Origin of the sequence: Nonomuraea sp. NPDC050394 (genome assembly GCF_044459065.1) — a bacterium.
GTDB lineage: Bacteria > Actinomycetota > Actinomycetes > Streptosporangiales > Streptosporangiaceae > Nonomuraea.
This window is the reverse complement of record NZ_JBITIO010000002.1, coordinates 878,080-901,458: the sequence shown is the minus strand read 5'-3', so window position 1 is coordinate 901,458 and position 23,379 is coordinate 878,080. Positions and strand designations below refer to the sequence as shown.

The following is a 23,379-nucleotide window of genomic DNA, read 5'->3' as shown; positions in this document are numbered from 1 at the left end:
GCACATGCACGATGCACAATCACACTCCGTAATTTCGATCAAGGTCACGCGGGCCGACCGCGTGACCAGGAAGGGGGCCGCCCCGGCTCAGTCAAAGGAGGTGGTGAACACCTGACACGCAACCCCGCCGAAGATCCGGAACCCGAGGACGACCGGGAACTAGTGATCATTGCGCCCGAGGACTTCCGGCTTCCCGAGGTTCTCCGGCACCTGGACGCCGGACGGATCGTGCTCGTTCTGCCCCGGCCCGAGCGCTAGCCCGTGCCACTATCGCCACGAGGCGACGGACCGCATCAGGAAAGGGGGTACTCGGATGATCGTTAACAAGATCGCCATCTTGCTCGTCGGCGCGGGCGTGATCATCGGCCTCATACCCGTAAGCAGTGGCCATGTCGAAGTCCCGTGCGGGAGCGCCTTTTTCGCAAGCAAGATGCCGCGCCGACTGGATTTAACCAATGCGCTACAAGCGGCATTCGGAAGTCGAGACCTACCGACCGACAATGAAGCGCGATGCGCCGATGTGCGAAACACCATCCGCATTCCCGCGCTTCTCTTGATCGGTGGCGGGGTCGGAATTTTCGTCGGGGGAGTCATCACCAGCCGCAAGCGGTCGGCGACGCCGCCCGACAACGCCACCGACTAAGTCACCGGAAAAGCGAACCGCCCGACCAAGAGGGTCGGGCGGTTCTTCGTGCATTCCTGTGCCGTCGGACTAGCGGCGGAAACACAAACCGTTTCCGAGGTCCACGATTGTGCTCTCCGCGCCTTCCGTCGCTGCCGTATCGACACGGAGCCCCCATCGGTCACCGTGGGGCGTGAGAGACAGTCGCAATGCGGCTTTCACCGCGAGAACCATGCCCCGCCTGACGGTGTCGTCTCCGTCATTCCACATCTCGGCTACGGTCTGCCCGGTCGGGGCGTAGGCGTAGGAGTCCGGCACAACTACGAACCCTTCTATGCGCGCTTTGGTTGCTTTGCGTTCGGCAACCATCGCGTCTAGTTCGTCGTCATCCTCGGTAACGCTCAGACGCGCCTGGAGTTTGCGTAGCGATGCCTTGAGCGCGTCAAGCTCGTGCGCGTTACCGGCGACGCGCTGAAACGCGAGAATCTCGGTTGAGTCGTTCGCGAACATGGCGCTCACCAGATCAATCACGGGTCGCGCGTCGGTGCCCTTGAATCTCCCGCACGCGAGACGCTCTTTCCGGTTTCCGTTGCAGCGAAACTTGGGCGTACGGAGACGTCCCGAGGGGAGTCGGCCCTCATTCAAATACAGCTTCCCGCCGCATTCGGGGCAGTCGAGGACGCCTGAAAGCCAATTGGTGGGCCGCGCCACCGGACGACCACCTTTGTTGGCGCGCTGCTCTGTCACGTTCGCGTTTAGCACGCGGTTGGCGCGCCACCAAAGTTCCGAGTCCACGACAGGCTCAACCTCGTGTTGCCACGTTTCCGTGACGCCCTCGTGCGTATAGCTGCATTCGACAACGCCCGTATGATTCGCCGCGAATCGGATGACGGCCTTGATGCTTTCAGGCCAGAGGTTATAAGCTCGCGCGACGGATGCGATCGTGTCGCCGTTCGCGACCCGCTCGTAAATGTCGTTAACGGCGCTCGGGTCGTAGCAGTACGCTTGCCTGTGGTAGCGGCTACCCCTGGTTTTCCAGAATGAGCGCAAGGGACCATGATGCGCATTGTTGTTACGCACCATCGTGATTCCACGGTAGGTCTGATTCCGGCCGAGCCTGGATTTCTCAGCGTTCCCGTGCTGCGCGACCAGCGTTGCGATACGCCCCGCGAAATCCGTCTTTCCGAAAGTCGGTTCCGCTATTGCGTCGATGTCGCCTCCGGCAGCACGAATAGCCAGAAGGATTTCCGCTTGCGCGTCTAGATCTTCGCGGCGGTCGAGACGGGAGGACTCCGTCACGATGAGCGTGCTGTATTCCCCGCGCTCCATATCCGCGATGGCCTGACGGAGAGCAGGCTCTTGTGTCCCTTTGGACGCGGAGTAACCTCGCAGCCGGAAGGTCTTTACGATCGTGATCCCGCGCTCGGCGGCGTAGGCGTCGATGGCCTCGATCTGGGATATCTCATCCTGACTGCCCGTGCTGACCCTAACGAACGCTGCTGCGAGGCTCATGACTGATCCTTCCGGGTAGCGTGCCTACAACGTGCACACTACCCGGCAACGTACGACCCCCACGATCGGCGCCCGCCAACGGCGGCGGGTGGCGTGGGGGCGGCTTCGCCGTAACGTGTAAGAGCGCCTTAGAGAGAGGCGAGACGAGCATGGGCGAGGGCGGCGTAGAGGGCGGCGCCGTCGGGGAGGACCGCGTCGTCGAAGGCGGCCTCGGGTGAGTGGTTGTACGGCGCGCTGGCCGGATCCCGGTCGGCCGGGCAGGCCCCCAGGAAGATGAAGGCGCCGGGCACCTGCTCCAGCACGTACGAGAAGTCCTCCGAGCCCATCACCGGCTGCGGCGAGACGAAGAACCGGCCCGGCCCGAACAGCTCCTCGACCGTCTGCCCGGCGAACTCCGCCTCCGAGGCGTTGTTGACCGTCACCGGGTAGCCCATCCCGAACCCGGCCTCCACCGTCAGGCCGTTCGCGGCGGCGATGCCCTCGACCACCTCGATCACGCGCCGCTTGACCAGCGCCCGGTTCTCCTTGCTGAAGGTCCGGATGGTGGCCTGGAAGTGCGCGTCGTCCGGGATGACGTTGTCGACCGTGCCCGCGTGGAAGCTGCCCACGGTGATGACGACCGGGTCGAAGACGTCGAACTGCCGCGTCACCAGCGTCTGCAGCGCGGTGACCATCTCGCACGCTGCCGGGATCGGGTCGAGCGCGCGGTGCGGTGAGGAGCCGTGCCCGCCCTTGCCCTTCACCGTGACCAGGAACGTGTCGGCGGCCGCCATGAGCGGCCCCGGCCGGCTGGCGAACAGCGCCGGCGGCAGCATCGCCGACACGACGTGCATGCCGTAGGCGGCCGCGACCCGCTGACCGGGCGCGTCGAGCACACCCTCGTCGATCATGTACTTGGCGCCCTCGTAGCCCTCCTCGCCGGGCTGGAACATGAACACCACGTCCCCGGCCAGCTCCGTGCGCCGCGCGGCCAGCAGATGGGCGGCCCCGGCGAGCATCGCGGTGTGCAGGTCGTGGCCGCAGGCGTGCATCTGGCCGTCGTTCTGCGAGATGTAGGGCAGGTCGTTGCGCTCGGCGACGGGCAGCGCGTCCATGTCGCCGCGCAGCAGTACGGCTGGGCCCGGCCGCCCCCCGCGCAGCACGGCGGTGACGGAGCTCAGCGACGTGCCGGTCGTGATCTCCAGCGGCAGGCCGTCGAGCGCGGCCAGGACCTTCTCCTGCGTACGTGGCAGGGTGAGGCCGATCTCGGGAGTGGTGTGCAGCGAGTGGCGGAGCCGGACGAGCTCGTCCCGCATGTCCTGGGCGGATTCCGTGAACGACGACATGCCGTCATTCTTCACATCCCTGTTGCCATGTTGACAAGCGGGGCTCGCTACGATTGTCCTCGTGACTGAGCGTAAGCGCATCGACTCCTGGTTGTCCGACATGGATGGCGTTCTCGTGCACGAGGGGCTGCCGGTGCCGGGGGCCGATGAGTTCATCAAGCGGCTGGCGGAGTCCGGCAAGCCCTTCCGGGTGCTCACGAACAACTCGATCTACACCCCGCGCGACCTCTCCGTACGGCTGCGCGCCGCCGGCCTCGACGTGCCGCCCGAGTCGATCTGGACCTCGGCCCTGGCCACGGCCCAGTTCCTTCAGGACCAGCGCCCCGGCGGCTCCGCGTACGTCGTCGGCGAGGCGGGGCTGACCACCGCGCTGCACGAGGCCGGTTACGTCCTGACCGACCTCGACCCCGACTACGTGGTGCTCGGCGAGACCCGCACCTACAGCTTCACCCAGATCACCCGCGCCATCCGCCTCATCGAGGCCGGCGCCCGTTTCATCGCCACCAATCCCGATCCGGTCGGTCCCACGAACGAGGGTTCGCTGCCGGCCACCGGCGCGGTCGCCGCGCTGATCACCAAGGCGACCGGCGTCGAGCCGTACTTCGTGGGCAAGCCCAATCCGGGCATGATGCGCAGCGCGCTCAACGCGATCGAGGGTCACAGCGAGAACACCGCGATGATCGGCGACCGGATGGACACCGACATCGTCGCCGGCATGGAGGCGGGCCTCTTCACGATCCTCGTCCTGACCGGCGTGATCCAGCGCGACCAGGTGGACCGCTATCCGTACCGGCCGTCGCTGGTCGTGGAGTCGGTCGCCGATCTCATCGACCTAATCTGACGCTCCCTGTCAGGTATGACTGCGAGGCTGGACGACATGACCCGCATCTACCTGGAAAGCGGCCTGAAGAAGGTTTTCGCCTGCTCGCTTGAGTGGCCCGGCTGGTGCCGTAGCGGCAGGTCGGAGGAGCAGGCGATCGAGAACCTCATGCACTACGCGCCCCGCTACGCCGTCGTGGCGGAACGGGCGGCGCTCAGCTTCGAGCCGGGCGAGCCCGAGGTCGTCGAGCGGCTGAAGGGCGGCGCCACCACCGACTTCGGGGCGCCGGAGAAGGAGCCGGAGGCCGACCACGCGGCGGTCGGCGCGGACGCGGCCGCCCGCGACGTCGCGCTCATGCGCGCGGCCTGGCAGTTGTTCGACGAGACGGTGGCGATCTCGCCGGAGGAGCTGCGCAAGGGACCGCGCGGCGGGGGCCGCGACCGGACGAAGATGGCCGATCACGTCACCGAGGCCGAGCGCAACTACGCCCGCCAGGCCGGCGTGCGCCACCCGCCCTACAAGTCGGTGGCGGACCGGGACGCGATGCGCGGCGAACTCGCCGCCGTCCTGGGCCGGCCGTGGCAGGGCAGCTGGGACTACAAGTGGACGCCGCGTTACGTCGTGCGCCGCGTCACGTGGCACGTCCTCGACCATCTGTGGGAAATGGAGGACCGCTCGGCCTGATCCTTGTGGGTTTCGCACACAAAAGGCGGTTTTGCCCATCGGGTAGCCTAACCTACGGTGCCGTAACTTCAAGGAGACGATCTTTTATGGCGATGACTCAGACGGAACTGCTGCACGCGCTGGAGCCCGTGGTCGCGGGCGAGCTCGACCGCCATCTCAAGGTGGCCAAAGAGTGGTTCCCGCACGAGTACGTTCCTTGGAGTCAGGGCCGCGACTTCGACGGCATCTACCAGGGCGAGGCCTGGCAGGACAGCGACTCCAAGATCCCCGAGTCGGCGCGGGTGTCGCTGATCGTGAACCTCCTCACCGAGGACAACCTCCCCAGCTACCACCACGAGATCGCCACCACGTTCGGCCGCGACGGCGCGTGGGGCACCTGGGTGCACCGCTGGACCGCCGAGGAGGACAAGCACGGCACCGCGATCCGCGACTACCTCACCGTCACCCGCGCCGTCGACCCGGTGGCGCTGGAGCGGGCCCGGATGATCCACATGGAGCAGGGCTTCCAGACCGAGTACGGCACCATGCTCCAGCAGCTGGCCTACGTCTCCTTCCAGGAGCTGGCCACCCGCATCTCCCACCGCAACACCGGCAGGGCCACCGGCGACGAGGGCTGCGAACGGCTGCTGGCCAGGATCGCCGCCGACGAGAACCTGCACATGCTCTTCTACCGCAACCTGCTCAAGGCCGCCTTCGAGCTGGACCCCAACCAGACCATGCGCGCCGTCACCGACGTGGTCACCACCTTCCAGATGCCCGGCTCCGGCATCCAGGGCTTCGCCCGCAAGGCGATGATCATCGCCAACGAGGGCATCTACGACCTGCGCCTGCACCTGGACGACGTGCTCATGCCGGTGCTGCGCCAGTGGGCCGTCTTCGACCAGACGGGGCTGGACGCCGAGGGTGAGAAGGCCCGCGAGGAACTGGCCGGGTTCCTGGAGAAGACCGAGGTCACGGCCGCGCGGTTCGTCGCCCGCAGGGAAGAGCGCCGGGCCAGGGCCGCCACCATGGGATGATCTCCCGCATGGACGTCCAAACCTCCTTTTTCTTCTCGTTCGCCGTCCTGGTCATGGTCCTGATCGTGGCCAGGCTGGCGCAGCGGCTGCTGGGCGTCCATCTCGGCGGGTTCCGCGTGTTCCTGGCCGCGGCGATCGGCTTCGGCTTGTCGGGGCCGATCTTCGCGCCGATCATCGGTGGGTTCCAGAACCTCCGGCCGGGGGAGGACCCGGGCTTCGGCGCCGTCTGGGTCATGGTCATGCTCGGCATGCTGGCCGTGCTGATCCCGATGGTGATCCTGGTGATGGCCGAGGCGCTGGTGCCGCCCGGCTCCATCCCCGGCCCCATCGAGGTGGTCAAGGGACTGCGCGGCCGGATCTCCCGGGGCCGCCGCTACTCCCAGATCACCCGTATCGCGATCAGGCACGGCCTCGGCCCCTACCTGCGCGGCCGGGGCGAGAGCCTGAACGACCGCTCCGGCAAGGTACGGCTGGCCCGTTCGCTGCGCGAGGCCCTCGACGACGGCGGCGTCACCTTCGTCAAGCTCGGCCAGGTGCTCTCCACTCGGCGCGACCTGCTTCCGCCCGAGTTCGTCGACGAACTCGGGCGGCTGCAGGACCAGGTGGCGCCGCTGCCGTGGGAGCGCATCGAGCCGGTGCTCGCCGCCGAGCTCGGCGGGCCGGTCGACCAGGTGTTCGCCGCCTTCGACCGGGTCCCGCTCGCCGCCGCCTCCATCGCCCAGGCCTACACCGCCCGCCTGCACACCGGCGAGGAGGTCGTGGTCAAGGTCCAGCGGCCCGGCATCGGGACCGTCGTGGCCAAGGACCTCGACATCGTGCGCAGGCTGGCCGTCACCCTGGAGTCACGCACGAAGTGGGGCCGCTCCCTCGGCATGCGCGACCTGGCGGAGGGGTTCGCGGTCGCGATCCGCGAGGAGCTCGACTTCCGCATCGAGGCGGCCAACATGGCCGCCGTCGCCGCCACCCCGAGCGACCAGGTCACCTACCCGGTGCCGTACACGCGCATGTGCACCGACCGGGTGCTGGTGATGCAGCGGCTGAACGGCAAGCCGCTGGCGGGCGTACCCGGGGAGAGCGCGCGGCTGGCCCGTGACCTGCTCGACACGCTGCTGCGCCAGATCCTGCTGGAAGGCGTCTTCCACGCCGACCCGCACCCCGGCAACATCATGGTCCTGGACGACGGCAGCCTCGGCCTGCTCGACTTCGGCTCGGTCGGCCGCCTGGACGCCTCCGTCCGCGCCGCCCTGCAACGTTTCCTGATGGCGCTCAACCGGCAGGACCCGCTCGGCGTGACCGACGCCCTGCTGGAGGTCGTCCCGCGCCCCGAGGACATCGACGAGGCCGGGCTGGAGCGCGCGCTCGGCCAGTTCATGGCCCGCCACCTCGGGCCCGGCATGGACAGCGCCGCCATGTTCACCGACCTGTTCAGGATCGTCTCGGAGTACGGGCTGTCGATCCCGCCGGAGGTCGCCGCCGTCTTCCGCGCGCTGGCCACACTCGAAGGCACGCTGGTACGGCTGGCGCCCGGCTTCAACCTCATCACCGAGGCCCGCGCCTTCGCCGGCCGCTACCTCGCCGAGCAGTTGTCCGGCACCACCCTGAAGGAGGCCGTGGCCCAGGAGGCGGCCGCGCTGCTGCCGATGGTGCGCCGCCTGCCGCGCCGGATCGAGCGCATCGCCAGTGCGGCCGAGCACGGGCGGTTCTCGGTCAACGTCCGGCTGTTCGCCGACGAGCGTGACCGGCGCTATCTCACCGGGCTGCTGCACCAGATCCTGCTGACCGTGCTGGGGGCCACCGCGGGGATCATGGCGGTGTTCCTGCTGGGGACCGAGGGCGGGCCGGTGTCGGTCGCGGCCCTGAACCTCGGCCTGTTCGATCTGCTGGGCTACAACCTGCTGGTCATCGCGGCGATCCTGGTGCTGCGGGTGCTCGTGCTGATCTTCCGGCGCCGAGAGGACGTTCCGTCGTGATCGGGCGCCGAGAGGACGTTCCGTCGTGATCGGGTGCCGAGAGGAAGGCCGGCGATGATGTATCCGCCGAAGCCGCAGCCGGGGGACAAGGTGGCCGTGCTGTCGCCCTCGGCCGGGTTGCCGGGGATCCTGCCGCTGCCGTTCGAGGCGGGGCTGGGGGTATTGCGCGAGGAGTTCGGGCTGGTGCCGGTGGAGTTCCCGTCCACGCGGGTCATGGGGGCGAGCGCGCGTGAGCGGGCCGCCGACGTCAACGCCGCCTTCGCCGACCCGTCGATCAAGGCCATCATCGCCAGCATCGGCGGCGACGACCAGATCACGGTCACGCCGTACCTCGACGACGCGGTCATCCGGGCCTGCCCCAAGCCGTTCTTCGGCTACAGCGACAACACCAACCTGCTGCTCCACCTGTGGAACCTCGGCATCGTCGCCTACCACGGCGGGTCGGTCATGTGCCAGTTCGGTCGGTGCGGCGGCATGCACCCGGCCAGCGCCGAGTCGCTGCGCGCCGCCCTGTTCACCTCGGGCCCCTACAAGCTGCCGGAGTCCTTCGAGTTCAGCGACGTGGACAAGCCGTGGGACGACCCGGCCTCCTTCGACGCGCCACCGCCGGCGCGCCCGTGCGACGGCTGGCACTGGCACAACCCGGACCGGGTCGTCGAGGGCACCACCTGGGGCGGGAACCTGGAGATCCTGTCCTGGCTCCTGATGGCCGATCGCGGCATCCGGGCCGCGCCGGCGTACGAGGGCATGGTTCTGATCGTCGAGACCAGTGAGGAACTGCCCTCCTCCGTCGAGGTCTTCCGCATCCTCCGCAACATGGGCGAACGCGGACTTCTCGCGAAATTCCCGGCCATCTTGATCGGCCGCGCCAAGTCCTGGTCCTTCGAGCGCCCCCTGGCTCCGGCCGAGTCCGCCACGTACGCCGGCGACCAGCGCGCGGAGGTCCTGAAGGTCCTCGCCCACTACGCCCCGGACACGATGGCGGTCTTCGACGTCGACTTCGGTCACACCGACCCCCAGGTGGTCATCCCCTACGGTGGCCAGATCCGCGTGGACGGCCCCGCCCGCACCATCACCGTCACCTACTGACCCCACTGACCCCACTGACCCCACTGACCCCACTGACCCCACTGACCCCACTGACCCACTGACCCACTGACCCACTGACCCACTGACCCCGGTCCCTCATCCCTCGCTCGACCACCCGCGCGAGGGATCCGCGCTCAGGGCCCGCCGGCGCGGGTGCCCGGTGACACGCGGCTCCGGCGCGGTGCCGTCCACGGCGGCGCGCGGTTCCGGCACGCTGTGGGGTGCCGTCCACGGCGGCGCGCGGTACCGGCACGCTGGGCGGTTCCGGCACGTCGCGCGGTTCCGGCCGGGCGTGGTTCCGGGTGCTTCCGACGTGGCGGGATCCCGTGCGGGCCGGACGCCGTGAGAGTGCGGCCGGGGGCGGCCGCGAAAATTCCTGCGGAATCTTTGGCCCGGCATGTCGAGAACGTCGCCTCGGCTTCTACGTCCCCGATGAGAAGCACAACCTCACAACTAGGAGGAAGTCAGATGGAGACTCTCATCGGTGGCGGCGCGTTCTTCGAGGGGGCGCGCTGGCACGAGGGCCGGCTGTGGGTGTCGGACTTCTGGCGGCGCCACGTCCTTGCGGTCTCGATGGACGGCACCGCCGAGGTGGTGGCCGAGGTCCCGGGGTCGCCTTCCGGGCTGGGCTGGCTGCCCGACGGAAGCCTGCTGGTCGCCTCGATGATGGACCGCAAGGTGCTCCGGATCGCCGACGGCGGGACCAGCGTGCACGCCGACCTGTCCGCACTGACCGACCTGCCGGTGAATGACCTGGTCATGGACCCGTCCGGCCGCGCCTACGCCGGGGCCTGCGATTTCGGCGGGGCGCAGACCAGCCTGTACCGGGTGGACCCGGACGGCGGCGTGCGTGAAGCGGCCGGCGACATGGCCTTCCCGAACGGCCCCGCCATCACCCCGGACGGCCGCACCCTCATCATCGCCGAGTCCTACGCCAACCGGCTGACCGCCTTCGACCTCGCCCCCGACGGCACCCTGACGAACCGCCGCGTCTGGGCGGACCTGGGCTCCGCCAACCCCGACGGCATCGCGCTGGACGGCGAGGGCGCCGTCTGGGTGGCCGACGCGGGTGGCAACCGGGCGATCCGGGTACGGGAGGGCGGCGAGATCGTCCAGGAGATCAGCACCGGGGACGTCGGCGTCTTCGCCTGCGCCCTCGGCGGCCCGGACGGCCACACCCTCTTCCTGTGCACCGCCCCCGCCTTCGAACCGGAGGAGGCCGCCCGCATCCTGAAAGCCGAGATCCGCACCATCCGGGTGGAAGTCCCCGCCTGAACCCCACACCCCGTCCCGGAAGGACGGCTTCCCGGAAGGACCGCACGGAGCGGCGGGCCGGCGGCTCGGCGGCTCGGCCGCGGGGCCGCCCAAGGCAGGGCCCCGCACGGAGCGCGGGGATGGGGTCGCGTGGTGGTGGGCGACGGGGTACGGCCGGCGCGCCGCCGTACCCCGCTAGACGTCGCGGCGCAGGCGCTTCACGTCGGCGCGGGCCTTCTTGGAGGCCAGGCGGCGCTCGACCGAGCCCCGGGTGGGCTTGGTCGCGCGGCGGCGCTTGGGCGGCGGTGCGATGGCCTCGCGCAGCCGCTGGGCCAGACGCTGGACGGCGGCTTCACGGTTGCGCAGCTGCGAGCGGTACTCCGAGGCGGCGATGGTGATCATCGGCCCGCCCAGCCGGGCCAGCGCGCGCTCTTTCAGGGCGGGCGGCAGCGCGGTCGTGGCGGAGACGTCGAAGAGGAGTTCCACGCGGCTGTCGGTGGTGTTCACGCCCTGGCCGCCCGGTCCCGACGAGCGGGAGAAACGCCAGACGAGCTCGGCGTCCGGGATGACGACCGAGTCGTTGACGACCAGTGGGGCGGGCATGGGAGATCTCCTTGGGTGGGTGCTTCTCTACGGTATCTGCCCGGTATGTGCGGCCAGCAACGGATTTTCCGGATGTGCCGAACAGCACGCGCATGTGACTATGAGGGGAACGCTCTGCGGGAGAGGCGGATTCCATGGACGACCTTGCCGTGCGCATAGGCCTGACGGTGGTGCTGGCCGTGGTCTCGGCGACGGCGTTCCTGCTTCTGCGCTGCCAGGGCAAGGGCCGCCCTTTCGGACCGGAGGGACGCTGGCTGGCGGTGTCCATCATCCTGCTGACCGGGCTGGTCTCGGCGGGGGTCGCCCTCCTGTTCGGCGCGATGCTCAACGACAACCTCGCCACCCTTCTCGGCGCGGTGGCGCCCAGCGGGTTATGGCTCAGCCAGGTACGCGCCCATGAGGAGGGCCGCCGCTCCCTGGCGAAGGAGGCGGCGACGTTCTGGCTGGTCTCGCTGCTGACCAGACTCGACCAGGCGATGGCCGAAGACCAGCGCTCCTGGTGCGAGCGACGGATCGACGACGAGTGGAGCGTGTACGAGCTCAGCATGGCCGCCAACCGCTACCACGAGCGCATCGGCGAACGCCTGACCCCCGACGAACGGCGCCGCGAACGCATCCACGCCCGCCTGGACGCCATCGACAGAAAACTCGACGTGGCCGCCCTGATCGAGGACGGCGCCCCGCGCTCCAAGGTCGTCACCGCCCTGGGCGGCTCCCGCCACACCCGCCTGGCACGCTACGACCGCTACCTCAACGACCTGACCCGCCTGCGCGGCATCCTGCGCCACGACGCGGAGAGCGAACTGCTGCGCCTGCTGTCGTCGGCCTATCGCAGCGGTTACCGTTCGCTACCCCTCTACACTCCGCCCTCACGTCTTGCCGCCGCCGGGCCCGTGCGCCCGCATCCCTAGCGGGAACCGGCTGCCGCGCGGGAGCCGGAGGTGACACCATGGCCGCATCTCCCAGAGGAGGCGGGATGGATCCGGTCACCTTGGTTGTGACGGCGCTGGCCGCGGGCGCGGCGCTGGGGCTGAAGGACACCGCGTCGGCGGCGGTCAAGGACGCGTACGAGGCGTTGAAGGGGCTGGCCAGACGGCGGCTCGACGGCCGACCCGACGGAGAACTGGCGCTGGACCGCCACGAACAGGCACCCGGCACCTGGCGCGACCCCCTGCTGGCCGAGCTGGCCGCCGCCGGCGCCGAGGGCGACGGCGAACTGGTCACGGCGGCGCGGGCGCTGATGGAACTGGCCGACGCGGCGGGGTCGCGGGCCGGCAAGTACGCGGTCGACGCGCGCGGCGCGCAAGGCGTGCAGGTGGGTGACAACAACCAGCAGGCCAACGTGTTCCACGCCCCGCCGGGCCGGTGACCCGGTGGACGCGCACGCCGCCCAGGGCGTCCAGATCGGCGACGGGAACCGGCAGTTCAACACGTTCATGGTGGTGCCGGAAGCCGCCGCCGCGCCGCCGTTCACGGCGCCCGGCCTGCCGCGCCACTTCGTGCCGCGTCCCCGGGAGCTCGAAGGCGTCGTCGGGCGGCTGCTCGGCGGGGCCGTCGTGGTCGTGCACGGCGGCGGCGGCTTCGGCAAGTCGACGCTGGCGGCCGCCGCCTGCCACGACGACCGCGTCCGCGCCGCCTTCCGCGACGGCGTCCTGTGGCTGCGCTTCGGCCAGGCCACCACGCGCGAGGGCGCGGTCGCGCTGCTGCACGACCAGATCCGGCTGCTGGCCCCGCACACCCACGCCGCCAACGACCTCGGCGCCGCCTCCGCCCAGCTCCGCTCGCTGCTCGCCGGGCGCGCCGTCCTGCTCGTGCTGGACGACGTCTGGTCGGCGGGCCTGCTGCCGTACTTCCTCTTCACCGGTACGCCCTGCCTGGTCACCACGCGGCTGGACGCGGTCCTGGGCAGGGCGGGCGGCCGTCCGGTGCCCGTCGGTGAGCTCACCGCGGAGCAGGCCGCCGAGCTCCTGATGAGATGGCAGCCGGAGCCGCCGGACGCCGTGGCCGCGGCCCTGCTGAGCGCTCTGGCCGGGCGGCTGGGGGAGTGGCCGCTCATGCTCGAACTCGTCGGCGCCGAACTGCGCTCGCTCGTGGCCGCGGGCCGTACGACGGCCGAGGCGGTGGCGCACGTGGAGCGGCGCCTCGCGCTCGACGTCGGCTACCTCGACCGCCACAGCGACGAGGACCGCAACGCGGCGATCTCGTCGTCGCTGGACGCGAGCGTGTCGCTGCTCAGACCGGAGCACCGTGCCCGCTTCGCCGAGCTCGCCGTCTTCCCGGCGGGCGCGGACGTCCCGTTCGGCACGATCTGGCGGCTGTGGCGGGCGACGGCCGGCTACGACGCGCTGGCCGCCGAGGACGCGGTGGAGGAGATGTACCGGCTGGCCCTGTTCACCCGCTACGACGTCAGGCGCCGCCTGCTGCGGTTGCACGACGTCGTCCAGCGGCTGATCGTGGGCAGGGCCGGCGACCTGGACCTCCTGCACCGCCGCCTCCTGGAGTCGTGGGGCGACCCGCGCCACCCGCCCGACGCGTACGCCTGGACCTTCCTCATCCACCACCTGCACCAGCTCGGCAGGGACGAGGAGATCAGGCGGCTGCTGTCCGACTTCGACTGGGTGTACCGCAGGCTCCAGGCGACACCGGCGGCCGGGCTCATCGCCGACTTCGCCGAGCGCTGCCCGGATCGCGACGGCGAGTTCGTCACCGCCGCGCTGCGCATGGCGGGGCCGGCGTTGTCGGACCCCGCGCAACTGGCCGCCCAGCTCGTGGGACGGCTCGCCGGCGTGCCGCCGGGCCTGCCGATGGTCGAGCGGCTGCTGGAGGAGGCCCGCCGCTACGAGTCGGCGCCGTCGTGGCTGCCCGAGCGGGTCCACCTCCTGCCCGCCGACCGCGGTGTGCACACCAGGGTGCACGTGGGTTCGCCGATCCTGTCCGCGGCGCTCAGCGAGGACGGCGCGCACCTGCTGACCGGGCAGAACGACGGGACGGTCGGCGTCTGGGACTGGCGGCGCCACGAGCGCGTCTCCGTCCTGGCCTGCGGGGTCGGGCAGCCGTGGTCGCTGGCCGTCCAGGGCGAGCTCGTGGCCGTCGGCGGCGCCCACGGCTCGCTGACCGGCCAGCGGCCGCGGGCGCCCGTGCAGATCTGGAACTGGCGTACCGGTGAGCACGTCCGCGACCTGGGCGGCGACGTGCCGGGGGTGGAGGAGGGCTACGTCACGCACGTGGGCGGCACGCTCGCCGCCCTCACGACCGGCGGATCGGACAACCGGATCGAGCTCATCGACTGGATCCGGCACACGCGCCAGACACTCGACGCCGGCACCGGCTCCATCGGCAACCGGCCGGACGAGGTCTTCCTGGCTCCGCCGTACCTGCTGCACCACAACGGGTCGTCCAGCCACACCTACGTCTACGACCTGCGCCGGGGGCGGTGGCTCGGTGGCACGAACGGGCAGGTCGGCATCCGGACGATCCCGTTCGTGGTGGGCGAGGCGCTGTGCCTGGCGGCGCGCTGGACGGAGGTCCCCGACGTGCCGGGGCTGATCTTCCGGCGGGAGGCGGAGGAAGCGCGGCAGGGAGGATCGCCGCGGCCGGCCGACGCGGCGTGCGACATCTGGGGCTATGCGGCGACGGTGGCGGCGGTCGCCCGCGACGGGGCCCGCACCCTTGTCGGAGGCCACGTCGTGGAGGTCTACGACCGGCTCGACGAGCCGCCTAAGGGCCGCCTCGAAGGCCACTCCGACCTGGTCACCAGCATCCACCCGGCGGGCGAGGCGCTGCTCACCACCTCCCACGACGGCACGATCAGGATCTGGGACCGGCGCCGCCCGCAGGCGCCGCCCGCCGGCGATCGTTTCCACCGGCCCGCGATCACGGCGCTCGTCGCGGAGGGCGAGTCCGTCTTCACCGGGACGCTGTCGGGCACGATCGAGGAGTGGGACTGGCGCTCGGCCACCCTGCGCGACAGCGACGAGGCCGGCAAGGCGGTGCGCGCCCTGGCCGCCAACGACCGGTGGCTCGTCTACAGCACCTTCGACCATCTGAAGCACAGCGAGTTCGTCGTCAGGGACCGGCGCCGGTGGACGGACCCGGCGGCGGACGCGCCCGTGCGCGCCGAGGCGTCGGCGCGCGCGGCCATCCTGCAGGCGCACCAGGCCGTGGTGCGCGCGCGGCTGTGCGGCGACTCCTGCGCCGTGGTCGTGCGGCCCTACTACACCCCGGCCAACTCCCTCGGCGGCGCGCCGTCCACCGGCAACTGGATCTGTGTGGCCGACCTGTCGGCCGACACGGCGGAGCTCGTGGTGGGCGAGTGGGTCACCGCCGCCGACCTGACCCGCGACCTGGTCGTCGCGGGCACCGCCGAGGGTCAGATCCACCTCTGGACCAGGGGCGGCGCGCCGGTATGGGCGTTCTCCGCGCACGAGGGCGCCGTGCTCGACCTGCGTGTCAGCGGGGAGTGGTTGTTCACCAGCGGAGCCGACCGCATGGTCAGGAGCTGGCAGTTGCGCACGGGTATCGCGCGCCGCGCGTTCGGCCCCTTCGCGGGCCCGGTGACCGGGCTGCACGTACGCGGCCGGCTGCTGGTCACGGCGGCCGAGGACCAGTGCGTCACGGTCTTCGACCGCTACGACGGGCGCGAGCTGGCCCGCTTCGACGACGACGTGGCGGTGACCAGGGCGGTGGCGCTGGGGGATGACCTGGCCACGGTCGCGGCCGGTGGGATGTCGGGCTTCCTGCACGTGCTGCGGGCCAACGGGCCGCTGCGCGCGCGGTTCGGGGCGAGCCCCGCGACGGGTGCCTAGGTGTGCCGGTCCTCGGCGTCGGAGAGGGTGAAGTCGAGGCGGGCGCCGAGGGCCGTGACGACGGCGCCGAGCGTGCGCAGGGTGAGGTTCTCGTCGCCCGAGAGGATCTGGCTGACGCGGCCCGCCGACACGCCCATGGAGGCGGCCAGGTCAGCGCGAGTGATCTTGTGTTCGCGCATGTACCAGGTGATCTCGTCCACGACTTCCTGCGCGAACGGCGACGTGTCCTCGCGTCTGCTGGCCATTTCCGGCTCACTCTCTGCTGACTGACTCCACTTTAGCTCTACCTAAACCTTTAGGCAAGCCTAAAGGCGGTCAATCCAACTGCAAGTCGGATATGCCACGATCTTGCCGACACCAACGGGGCCAAGTGGGGAGGCGCTGTGACGGCGATCGTCGGCGTGCACGGGATCGGCAAGTACAAGTACTACCTGGAGGCCGGCAACGACGTCGCCCGCGCGGCGGCGGCGATGCGCGCCAAGTGGGACGGCTACCTCCACGCGTCGCTCGGGGGCGAGACGCGCGCGTACTTCGCCGAGGTCGCCTACTTCGCACACCTGCTCAACGAGCCGCGCCCGCCCGGGGTTCGAGAGGCGGAGGCGATGCGGGTACGCGAGCAGATGGTGCTGGCCGCCTGGGCCAAGGAACTCGGCGTCGGCGAGCACCTCACCGGGGCGCTCAAGACGTTCGCCGGCTGGCTCCTGGACCGGCTCGACGGGCGGGCGGCGGCTTTCGCCAAGCTGTTCTGCCCCGAGGTGGCCACCTACCTGGCCGACGCGGGCCGCCGCGAGAAGGTCCGCGCTCTGGTGGCCGCGTCGCTGCGCCGCCACCGGCCGAAGGTGGTGATCGCGCACTCGCTCGGCAGCGTGGTCACCTACGAGACGCTCTGGGCCAACCCGGACATCGAGGTGGACCTGCTCATCACGCTCGGCAGCCCGCTCGGGATGCGCAACGTGATCTTCGAGAAGCTGCTGCCCGCCCCGATCGACGGCCGTGGCGAGCGGCCCCGCGGCGTCGGGCGCTGGGTGAACATCGCCGACAAGGACGACATCGCCGCCATCCCTCCCGAGCTGCGCGAGAGCTTCGCCGGCGTCGACGAGGAGCAACTGGTCAACCTCGACTGGATCGACTTCCACACCGCGGGCAAGTACCTCGGATGCGGCGCGCTCAACCCGTACCTGCGACCCTATCTGGCATGACCTGGATAGTTTTCGACTACGGCGAAGTCCTGTCCCTGCCGCAGCCCGCGGCCGACGTCGCGGCCATGGTGCGCGCCGCGGGCGCCGAGCCCGCCGCGTTCGAGCGCGGCTATTGGGCGCACCGGCTGGAGTTCGACCGGGGCGCGCTGAGCGATGAGCAGTACTGGTCGAAGGTGCTCGGCCGCGAGGTCTCGGGCGGGGAGGTGTCGCGGCTGGTCGCGCTCGACGTGGTCAGCTGGACACACCCGCACGACGGTACGGTGGCCCTCCTGCGCGAACTCCTCGACCGGGGCCAGGACGTGGCGCTGCTGTCCAACGCCCCGGCCTCCATGGCCGACGGCCTGGACCGGCTGCCGTGGATCGCCGGGATCGGCCCCCGCTTCTACAGCGCCCGCCTCGGCCTGGTGAAACCCGACCGGGAGATCTTCGAGCTGATGGCCCGCGAGCTGGACGCCCCGCCGCGGGAGATCGTCTTCATCGACGACCGGCAGCTGAACGTGGCCGGCGCCGCGCGGGCGGGCCTGACCGGCCTGCACTTCCGCGACCCGGAGACCCTGCGCCGGGAGCTCGGCGCGCTGCTGAGCTGACACCCGGCCGACTTCTGGACCCCCAATAAATGTGGGCGGTTTGTCGGGGTTGGTGATCTATGGTGACCGGCATGGACGTGGAGAGCCTGCTCGGCGAGGCGAACGGCATGCCGTACGGCGAGGCCAGGACCGTCGTGACCGAGCGCGCGCTGCGTGCGGCGCAGGCGGCCCGCGACCCCGGGCTGGTCGTGCTGGCCCGCTTCGAACTGACCGCCGCCTACCAGCTCGGTGGCGAGCCGGCCAAGTCGTTCGCGACCTTCTCGCGCAACCTGGCCGACTACGACCGCGACCCGTCGCTGTTCGGCGAGCGCCGGCTGTGGCGGCTGCTGTGGCAGTACAAGTGGATCGTCGCCAGCCTGCGCAGGTTCCCGGAGATCCCGCTGCGCCGCGCCCTGGACGGCCTGGACGACATGGAGCGGCGCTACCGCGAGGCCGGCGCGGGGCCGCAGGCCGTGTACGCCCGCCGCTGCCATGTCGCCCAGCACCTCGGCGACCGGGCCGCCGCCGAGGAGTGGTTCCACCGGTGGCGTACCGCGCCACGCGACGAACTGTCCGACTGCGCCGCCTGCGACGTGCGCGGGGTGATCGCCTACCTGTCCTGGACGGGCCGGGACGAGGAGGCCATCGTGGCGGCGGCGCCGGTCCTGTCCGGGGCCATGACGTGCGGCTCCCAGCCGCAGGGCATTCTGGAGGCGCTGCTGCTGCCGTACGTGCGCACGGGCCGGCTGGAGGAGGCCGCTTCGGCGCACCGGCGGGCGTACCGGATCGTCCAGGGGCGGCTGTCCGACCTCGGCGACATGGGCACGCACCTGCGGTTCCTGGCCCTGACCGGAAACGAGAGCCGCGGCCTCGAGATCCTCCAGCGCGAGCTGCACCTGCTGGAGCGGCCGCCCTCGCCCGGCGCCGCCCGCGCCTTCATGACCGGGGCGGCCGTCCTGCTGCGCCGCCTGGAAGAGCTCGGGCACGGTGACACACCGGTACGGCGCGGCGGCGCAGGCGTCCCGGTCGCCGGGCTGCGGGCCGAGATGGAGGTGGGCGCGCGCGGCGTCGCGGCGGCCTTCGACGCCCGCAACGGCACCGGCGAACACCTGCGCGACCTGGAGGAGGTGCTGGCGGCGGCGCCGTACCTCACGCGACTGGTGCTCGCGCCCGCGGCCGGGGAGAGCGACCCCGCCAGGCTGCTCGCGCGCGCCGGAAAGCTGCGCGGCGACGGCGAGGACGCCGAGGCGGCGGCGCTGTTCGAGCGCGCGGCGGGCCTGTACCGGCGCGCGGGCGACCGGGCGGGGGAGGCGCGGGCCATGCTCGCCTACGCCAAGTCCGTGTACTACGCCGCCGACGAGGAGGAGGAGATCCGCGCCGCCTACGCGCGGGCCCGCCCCGTCGTCGAGGCGGCGCGGGAGGAGTCGCCCCGGGATCTCGCCGAACTGGCCTACGACGAGGCGGTCGCGCTCGACTGGCTGGAGCTCCACGACGACGCCCTGCGCGCCTGCCGCGAGGCCGTCACCCTCTACACCGCGCTGGGAATCACCCACGACGGGGCGATTTCCCTGCTTGAGGTGCTTGAGCAAGACTGACGCTGTTCATCTGCCCTTGACTCCAGGGTCACGACCGGGTCAGCGGAGCCGGACATATCTGGAATCGTGGACCGCAGATCCTTCCTCGCAGCGGCAGCCGCCACCTTCGTGCTCCCCGCTCCCGCCACTTCCTCCTCCCGGACCCTCGCCCGCGACCCCTTCACGCTCGGGGTCGCCTCGGGAGACCCTTCCACCGACGGCTTCGTGCTCTGGACCCGCCTCGCGCTCGACCCGCTCGGCGCCAACGGGCGCGGCGCCATGCCCTCCCGCGACGTCGAGGTGGACTGGCAGCTTTCCGCCGACGAGCGTTTCGGCAAAGTCCTCCGATCCGGTACGGCCACCGCCCGCTGGAAGGACGCCCACAGCGTCCACGTGGAGCTGGACGGCCTGGAGCCGGGCAGGGAGTACTTCTACCGCTTCCGCGCCGAGGGCCGCCTCTCGCGCACCGGCCGCACCAGGACGGCCCCGTCCGGCGCCACCCAGCCGCTGGACTTCGCCGTGGCCGCCTGCGCCCACTACGAGCACGGCTTCTACACCGCCTACCGCCGCCTGGCCGAGCAGGAGCCCGACCTGGTGCTCTTCCTGGGCGACTACCTCTACGAGTACGGTCCATCGGGCTACACGGCCCTCGCCGGCCGGGTGCGTACGCACACGCCGGGCAAGTGCGCCACGCTGGCCGACTACCGGCTGCGGCACGCCCAGTACAAGAGCGACGCCGACCTGCAGCGCGCCCACGCCGTCGCGCCCTGGCTGGTCTCCTTCGACGACCACGAGCTGGAGAACAACTGGGCGGGCCCCGTCTCCAGCACCGGCGCCCCCGCCTTCGCCCACCGGCGCGCCGGAGCCTTCCGCGCCTACTACGAGAACATGCCGCTGCGCCGGGCCAGCCTTCAGGGCGCCGTCCTGCGGGTCAACCGCCGCGTCTCGTGGGGCACGCTGGCCCGTTTCCATCTGCTCGACACGCGTCAGTTCCGCGACGACCAGGCCTGTCTGGACGGCGTGCGGGCCGGTTGCGACGAACGCCTGTCCGAGCGGCGCACGCTGCTGGGCGGCGACCAGTGGCGCTGGCTGTCGGACGGCCTGCGCGCCTCCACGACCCAATGGAACCTGCTCGGCCAGCAGATCCTCATGATGCAGCGCGACTACAAGCGCGGCCCCGGCCGCGAGGTCAACCTCGACGCCTGGGACGGCTACGCCGCCGAGCGCGCCCGCCTGCTGGAACTGATGTCCACCACGTCCAACCCGGTCGTCCTGACCGGCGACGCCCACATGCACCACGCCGCGTCGCTGAAGCTGAACTTCGACGACCCCGACAGCCCGGTCATCGCCCCGGAACTGGTCGCTTCCTCCATCGCCAGCGACGGCGACGGCTACCGCGACAAGGTGTGGATCGAGGAGGGGCTGGCGGAGAACCCGCACATCTCCTACATCGACCAGCGGCGCGGCTACATCATGGCCCGCCTGACCTCCACGGAGCTGTCGGCGGAGTTCCGCACGCTGGAGTACATCTCCCGCAGGGGCGCCCCGGCCAGGACCTCCCACCGCGTGACGGTCCCGACCTCCGCACCCTGACCCTGGCGCCCTGACGGGCCCGGCCGGGTCAGCTGAAGGCGTAGCCGTACAGGCCGGAGCCGGCGCCCAGCTTGGTGGCCTTGTTCGCCCGCAGGCCCGGGTGCGCCCCCGGGCGGCGGGCGCCGGGCAGCAGGGTCAGGACGCCGTCGCCGGGGGCCGCCACCACCAGGCCGTAGACCGGGCGGGCGCGGCCGAGCAGCCGGTACCGCGGGGTCGCGGCCAGAGCGGTCATCGCGGCGCCGAAGTCGCGGCCCTTGCCCTTGATGAGCAGGTCGCCGTGGCGGGTGAGGCCGCCGGAGCGGGTTCCTGCCAGCACCTGGACCGCGCGCTCGCCGGGCACGCCGATGGCCAGTTCCGCGTCGCCGTCGCCGTTGAAGTCGCCCGCGGCCAGCGACGCGCCGAAGCGGTCGTAGTAGCGGGGCTCGCCGTTCAGGACCCGCTGCGTCCACGCCTCGCTGCGCGTGGTCCGCAGCCCCGAGCGCGAGCCGTAGATCACGTGGACCATGCCGTCGCCGTAGTCCATGGCGCGCTGGTTGGCGCTCAGGCCCTCGCCGGGCGCGCCGATCGCCAGGTCCGCGCGGCCGTCGGCGTTGAAGTCGCCCGTGGTCAGCGAGGCGCCGAAGGCGTCCCACTTCTCCGAGGAACCCTTGATGCCACGGCTGTCCTGGGTGATCTGCGCCGCGTGCCGGCGTACCGGGTCGAGGACCGTGGCCGAGCCCTGCCCGTCCGTGGTCACGCTGTCGGCGGGCGCGCCCACGACGAGCTCCGCGCGGCCGTCGCCGTCGAAGTCGCCGGTGGTCAGCGCCGCGCCCCACTGGTCGGTGACGCGCCCCTGCTGGCCGACCCAGCGGGTCTGCTGGGTGATCTGGTACGGCTTGCGCTTCTTGAGGAAGTGCACGACCACGCCGCCTCCGGCCCCGAGGCCGGGGGCGCCGACGGCCAGTTCGTCGTCCCCGTCGCCGTCGAGGTCACCGGCGGCCAGCGCGGCGCCGTACCTGTCGCCACGCGGCTTGGCCAGGGCCAGCTGCCGCCAGGCGACCAGGCCGCTCGGGCCGCCACGGAACACCTGCACGACCCCGTCGCCGTCGGCGCCCGGCCGGGCCGTACCGGTGAACTCCTCCGACACCCCGACCGCGAGGTCGGCGCAGCGGTCGCCGTCGAAGTCGCCCACGGCCAGCGCCGAGCCGAAGGAGTCGCCGGTCTCGGCGCCGTCCTGGCGCAGCGTCGCCTTGCGGCCGGAGCCGTAGAGGACGTTCACGGATCCGGCCCTGGAGCCGGTGTACGGCGCCGCCACCGCGAGGTCGGCGCGGCCGTCGTCGTCGAAGTCGGCGAGCCGCCCGCCGCACCCGGCGGAGGCGCCCGCCGAGGCGGGGGAGAGCAGGGGCACGACCAGGCAGGCGGCCAGCAAAGCGTTCATGTCTCCAGTGATGTCCGCACCGGCCGAACCCGGCATGAACACGGCGGGAACGTGCCACGATAGGCGGGTGAGCATCGACCTCGCGGATCTGGATTTCTGGCGCAGACCCCTCAAAGAACGACACGAAGCCTTCGCCCGGCTCCGCCAGCTCGACCGGCCGGTGTTCTTCCCGGAGAAGAAGGTCCCCTTCTTACGCTCCGGCGCGGGTTTCTACGCCCTGGTCCGCCACGCCGACGTCGTGGAGGCCAGCCGCAACGCCAAGGTGTTCTCCAGCGAGCCCGCGGTCACGAACCCGGAGCCGCCCGGCTGGGTCAAGCACGTGTTCGGCGAGTCCATGGTCAACCTGGACGATCCCCGGCACGCCCGCCTGCGCCGTATCGTCACCCGCTCCTTCAGCCCCCGCATGCTGGGCAACCTCCAGAACGACATCGACGCGGCCTGTACGCGCATCGTCGACGACGTCGTGGCCCAGGGCCCCGGCGACTTCGTCGGGCAGGTGGCGGCCCGCCTGCCCATCCACGTCATCTGCGACATGATGGGCATCCCCCGGCAGTACCGGGCCAAGGTCCACGAGCACGTCGACGTCTCCACCGCCTACACCGGCGTGCGCCCGAGCCTGCTGCGCAGCGTCGCGCTGGCCGGGCAGAACATGCTGGCCCTGCTCGCCCTGCAGCGCCTGGTCATCAAGCTCGGCCACGAGCGCCAGCGCGAGCCCACGGGCGACCTGGTCTCGCTGCTGGTCAACGCCAACCCCGACGGCGAGCGGCTGACCGACAAGGAGCTCGGTTCCTTCTTCGCGCTGCTGCTGGTCGCCGGCAACGAGACCGCCCGCAACACGATGGCTCACGGCATCAAGCTCCTCACCGACCACCCCGCCCAGCGCGAGCTGCTGCTCGGCGACTTCGACGCCCACATCGGCGGCGCGATCGAGGAGATGGTCCGGCACGTCTCGCCGATCATCCAGTTCCGCCGCACGGTGACGGAGGACTACGAGCTGCGCGGCCTGCACCTGAAGAAGGGCGACAAGGTGGTGCTCTTCTACGGCTCCGCCAACCGCGACGAGAGCGTCTTCCCCGACCCGGACGCCTTCGACATCACCCGCGACACCAAACCGCACGTGGGCTTCGGCGGACCCGGGCCGCACTTCTGCCTCGGCGCCAACCTGGCCAGGCAGGAGATGCGTTCCATGTTCCGCGAGCTGTTCACGCGGCTGCCGGAGATCAGGACGGTGGGCGAGCCCGAGCTCCTGCTGTCCAACTTCGACAACAGTGTCCGAGCTCAGCGCTTTACCTGCTAACAATTCGGCTTATGTCACCTTGGGGAACTAGGG

The 23,379-nt window shown here is 71.1% G+C and carries 20 protein-coding genes; 15 read left to right on the top strand and 5 right to left on the bottom strand.

From position 1 onward, the window contains the following. The first annotated feature begins 313 nt into the window (after nt 1–313). Nucleotides 314–643 carry a hypothetical protein gene (locus ACIBKY_RS12170; protein ID WP_397096691.1) on the top strand — a complete coding sequence of 110 codons (330 nt, stop codon included), beginning with the start codon at nt 314–316 and terminating at the stop codon, nt 641–643. A 69-nt stretch (nt 644–712) separates the two neighbouring features. Here ACIBKY_RS12170 and ACIBKY_RS12165 read toward each other — a convergent pair whose 3' ends face one another. Beyond that, on the bottom strand, nt 713–2,134 hold the full coding sequence (locus tag ACIBKY_RS12165) for a recombinase family protein (protein WP_397096690.1): 1,422 nt from the start codon (nt 2,132–2,134) through the stop codon (nt 713–715). Nucleotides 2,135–2,262: 128 nt separating this feature from the next. Then, complete coding sequence (locus ACIBKY_RS12160; protein ID WP_397096689.1) at nt 2,263–3,459, bottom strand: M20 family metallopeptidase; 1,197 nt, start codon at nt 3,457–3,459, stop codon at nt 2,263–2,265. 61 nt (nt 3,460–3,520) lie between these two features. Here ACIBKY_RS12160 and ACIBKY_RS12155 point away from each other — a divergent pair, with 61 nt between their 5' ends. The 6 genes from ACIBKY_RS12155 to ACIBKY_RS12130 all read left to right on the top strand — a co-directional run bounded on the left by ACIBKY_RS12155 (nt 3,521) and on the right by ACIBKY_RS12130 (nt 10,313). Continuing rightward, complete coding sequence (locus ACIBKY_RS12155) at nt 3,521–4,300, top strand: HAD-IIA family hydrolase (RefSeq protein WP_397096688.1); 780 nt, start codon at nt 3,521–3,523, stop codon at nt 4,298–4,300. Nucleotides 4,301–4,315: 15 nt separating this feature from the next. Then, the gene (locus ACIBKY_RS12150) at nt 4,316–4,963 is read left to right on the top strand and encodes a hypothetical protein (RefSeq protein ID WP_397096687.1); all 648 of its coding nucleotides are present in this window, start codon (nt 4,316–4,318) and stop codon (nt 4,961–4,963) included. Between the two features lie 86 nt (nt 4,964–5,049). Continuing rightward, nucleotides 5,050–5,979, top strand: a complete 930-nt coding sequence (locus ACIBKY_RS12145; RefSeq protein ID WP_397096686.1) for an acyl-ACP desaturase — start codon at nt 5,050–5,052, stop codon at nt 5,977–5,979. Between the two features lie 8 nt (nt 5,980–5,987). Then, complete coding sequence (locus tag ACIBKY_RS12140) at nt 5,988–7,949, top strand: ABC1 kinase family protein (RefSeq protein ID WP_397096685.1); 1,962 nt, start codon at nt 5,988–5,990, stop codon at nt 7,947–7,949. A gap of 54 nt (nt 7,950–8,003) precedes the next feature. Continuing rightward, nucleotides 8,004–9,038, top strand: a complete 1,035-nt coding sequence (locus ACIBKY_RS12135; RefSeq protein ID WP_397096684.1) for a S66 peptidase family protein — start codon at nt 8,004–8,006, stop codon at nt 9,036–9,038. Between the two features lie 468 nt (nt 9,039–9,506). After that, nucleotides 9,507–10,313, top strand: coding sequence for an SMP-30/gluconolactonase/LRE family protein (locus ACIBKY_RS12130; RefSeq protein ID WP_397096683.1), 807 nt, complete (start codon nt 9,507–9,509; stop codon nt 10,311–10,313). A gap of 174 nt (nt 10,314–10,487) precedes the next feature. Here the strand turns inward: ACIBKY_RS12130 and arfB are convergent, their stop codons facing one another. Further along, nucleotides 10,488–10,895, bottom strand: a complete 408-nt coding sequence (arfB, locus tag ACIBKY_RS12125; protein ID WP_397096682.1) for an alternative ribosome rescue aminoacyl-tRNA hydrolase ArfB — start codon at nt 10,893–10,895, stop codon at nt 10,488–10,490. Nucleotides 10,896–11,029: 134 nt separating this feature from the next. Between arfB and ACIBKY_RS12120 the strand changes: the two genes are divergently transcribed. The 3 genes from ACIBKY_RS12120 to ACIBKY_RS12110 all read left to right on the top strand — a co-directional run bounded on the left by ACIBKY_RS12120 (nt 11,030) and on the right by ACIBKY_RS12110 (nt 15,700). Next, nucleotides 11,030–11,806, top strand: coding sequence for a hypothetical protein (locus tag ACIBKY_RS12120; RefSeq protein WP_397096681.1), 777 nt, complete (start codon nt 11,030–11,032; stop codon nt 11,804–11,806). A 65-nt stretch (nt 11,807–11,871) separates the two neighbouring features. Further along, on the top strand, nt 11,872–12,264 hold the full coding sequence (locus ACIBKY_RS12115; RefSeq protein WP_397096680.1) for a hypothetical protein: 393 nt from the start codon (nt 11,872–11,874) through the stop codon (nt 12,262–12,264). A gap of 4 nt (nt 12,265–12,268) precedes the next feature. Then, entirely contained in the window at nt 12,269–15,700 is a 3,432-nt protein-coding gene (locus ACIBKY_RS12110; RefSeq protein WP_397096679.1) for an NB-ARC domain-containing protein, read from the top strand. Here ACIBKY_RS12110 and ACIBKY_RS12105 read toward each other — a convergent pair. Then, nucleotides 15,697–15,945, bottom strand: a complete 249-nt coding sequence (locus ACIBKY_RS12105; RefSeq protein WP_397096678.1) for a helix-turn-helix domain-containing protein — start codon at nt 15,943–15,945, stop codon at nt 15,697–15,699. The genes ACIBKY_RS12110 and ACIBKY_RS12105 overlap by 4 nt on opposite strands. A gap of 138 nt (nt 15,946–16,083) precedes the next feature. Between ACIBKY_RS12105 and ACIBKY_RS12100 the strand changes: the two genes are divergently transcribed. The 4 genes from ACIBKY_RS12100 to ACIBKY_RS12085 all read left to right on the top strand — a co-directional run bounded on the left by ACIBKY_RS12100 (nt 16,084) and on the right by ACIBKY_RS12085 (nt 20,632). After that, nucleotides 16,084–16,899, top strand: coding sequence for a hypothetical protein (locus ACIBKY_RS12100; protein WP_397096677.1), 816 nt, complete (start codon nt 16,084–16,086; stop codon nt 16,897–16,899). Beyond that, nucleotides 16,896–17,486 (top strand): HAD family hydrolase, encoded by a 591-nt coding sequence (locus tag ACIBKY_RS12095; protein WP_397096676.1) that lies wholly within the window; start codon nt 16,896–16,898, stop codon nt 17,484–17,486. Before ACIBKY_RS12100 ends, ACIBKY_RS12095 begins: the two co-directional genes overlap by 4 nt. 71 nt (nt 17,487–17,557) lie before the next feature. Further along, on the top strand, nt 17,558–19,060 hold the full coding sequence (locus ACIBKY_RS12090; RefSeq protein ID WP_397096675.1) for a hypothetical protein: 1,503 nt from the start codon (nt 17,558–17,560) through the stop codon (nt 19,058–19,060). A 66-nt stretch (nt 19,061–19,126) separates the two neighbouring features. Beyond that, nucleotides 19,127–20,632 (top strand): alkaline phosphatase D family protein, encoded by a 1,506-nt coding sequence (locus tag ACIBKY_RS12085; RefSeq protein WP_397096674.1) that lies wholly within the window; start codon nt 19,127–19,129, stop codon nt 20,630–20,632. Nucleotides 20,633–20,660: 28 nt separating this feature from the next. On the opposite strand, the gene ACIBKY_RS12080 is transcribed toward ACIBKY_RS12085, so the two are convergent. Next, complete coding sequence (locus ACIBKY_RS12080; protein WP_397096673.1) at nt 20,661–22,049, bottom strand: FG-GAP and VCBS repeat-containing protein; 1,389 nt, start codon at nt 22,047–22,049, stop codon at nt 20,661–20,663. Between the two features lie 67 nt (nt 22,050–22,116). On the opposite strand from ACIBKY_RS12080, the gene ACIBKY_RS12075 reads away from it, so the two are divergent. Next, nucleotides 22,117–23,346, top strand: coding sequence for a cytochrome P450 (locus ACIBKY_RS12075; RefSeq protein WP_397096672.1), 1,230 nt, complete (start codon nt 22,117–22,119; stop codon nt 23,344–23,346). The last annotated feature ends 33 nt before the right edge of the window (nt 23,347–23,379 follow it).

Excerpts from the sequence above, each read along its gene's own strand:
- ACIBKY_RS12170 (WP_397096691.1), top strand. The coding sequence starts at position 314 with ATGATCGTTAACAAGATCGCCATCTTGCTCGTCGGCGCGGGCGTGATC.
- ACIBKY_RS12165 (WP_397096690.1), bottom strand. The coding sequence starts at position 2,134 with ATGAGCCTCGCAGCAGCGTTCGTTAGGGTCAGCACGGGCAGTCAGGAT.
- ACIBKY_RS12160 (WP_397096689.1), bottom strand. The coding sequence starts at position 3,459 with ATGTCGTCGTTCACGGAATCCGCCCAGGACATGCGGGACGAGCTCGTC.
- ACIBKY_RS12150 (WP_397096687.1), top strand. The coding sequence starts at position 4,316 with ATGACTGCGAGGCTGGACGACATGACCCGCATCTACCTGGAAAGCGGC.
- ACIBKY_RS12145 (WP_397096686.1), top strand. The coding sequence starts at position 5,050 with ATGGCGATGACTCAGACGGAACTGCTGCACGCGCTGGAGCCCGTGGTC.
- ACIBKY_RS12140 (WP_397096685.1), top strand. The coding sequence starts at position 5,988 with ATGGACGTCCAAACCTCCTTTTTCTTCTCGTTCGCCGTCCTGGTCATG.
- ACIBKY_RS12135 (WP_397096684.1), top strand. The coding sequence starts at position 8,004 with ATGATGTATCCGCCGAAGCCGCAGCCGGGGGACAAGGTGGCCGTGCTG.
- ACIBKY_RS12130 (WP_397096683.1), top strand. The coding sequence starts at position 9,507 with ATGGAGACTCTCATCGGTGGCGGCGCGTTCTTCGAGGGGGCGCGCTGG.
- arfB (WP_397096682.1), bottom strand. The coding sequence starts at position 10,895 with ATGCCCGCCCCACTGGTCGTCAACGACTCGGTCGTCATCCCGGACGCC.
- ACIBKY_RS12120 (WP_397096681.1), top strand. The coding sequence starts at position 11,030 with ATGGACGACCTTGCCGTGCGCATAGGCCTGACGGTGGTGCTGGCCGTG.
- ACIBKY_RS12115 (WP_397096680.1), top strand. The coding sequence starts at position 11,872 with ATGGATCCGGTCACCTTGGTTGTGACGGCGCTGGCCGCGGGCGCGGCG.
- ACIBKY_RS12105 (WP_397096678.1), bottom strand. The coding sequence starts at position 15,945 with ATGGCCAGCAGACGCGAGGACACGTCGCCGTTCGCGCAGGAAGTCGTG.
- ACIBKY_RS12095 (WP_397096676.1), top strand. The coding sequence starts at position 16,896 with ATGACCTGGATAGTTTTCGACTACGGCGAAGTCCTGTCCCTGCCGCAG.
- ACIBKY_RS12090 (WP_397096675.1), top strand. The coding sequence starts at position 17,558 with ATGGACGTGGAGAGCCTGCTCGGCGAGGCGAACGGCATGCCGTACGGC.
- ACIBKY_RS12080 (WP_397096673.1), bottom strand. The coding sequence starts at position 22,049 with ATGAACGCTTTGCTGGCCGCCTGCCTGGTCGTGCCCCTGCTCTCCCCC.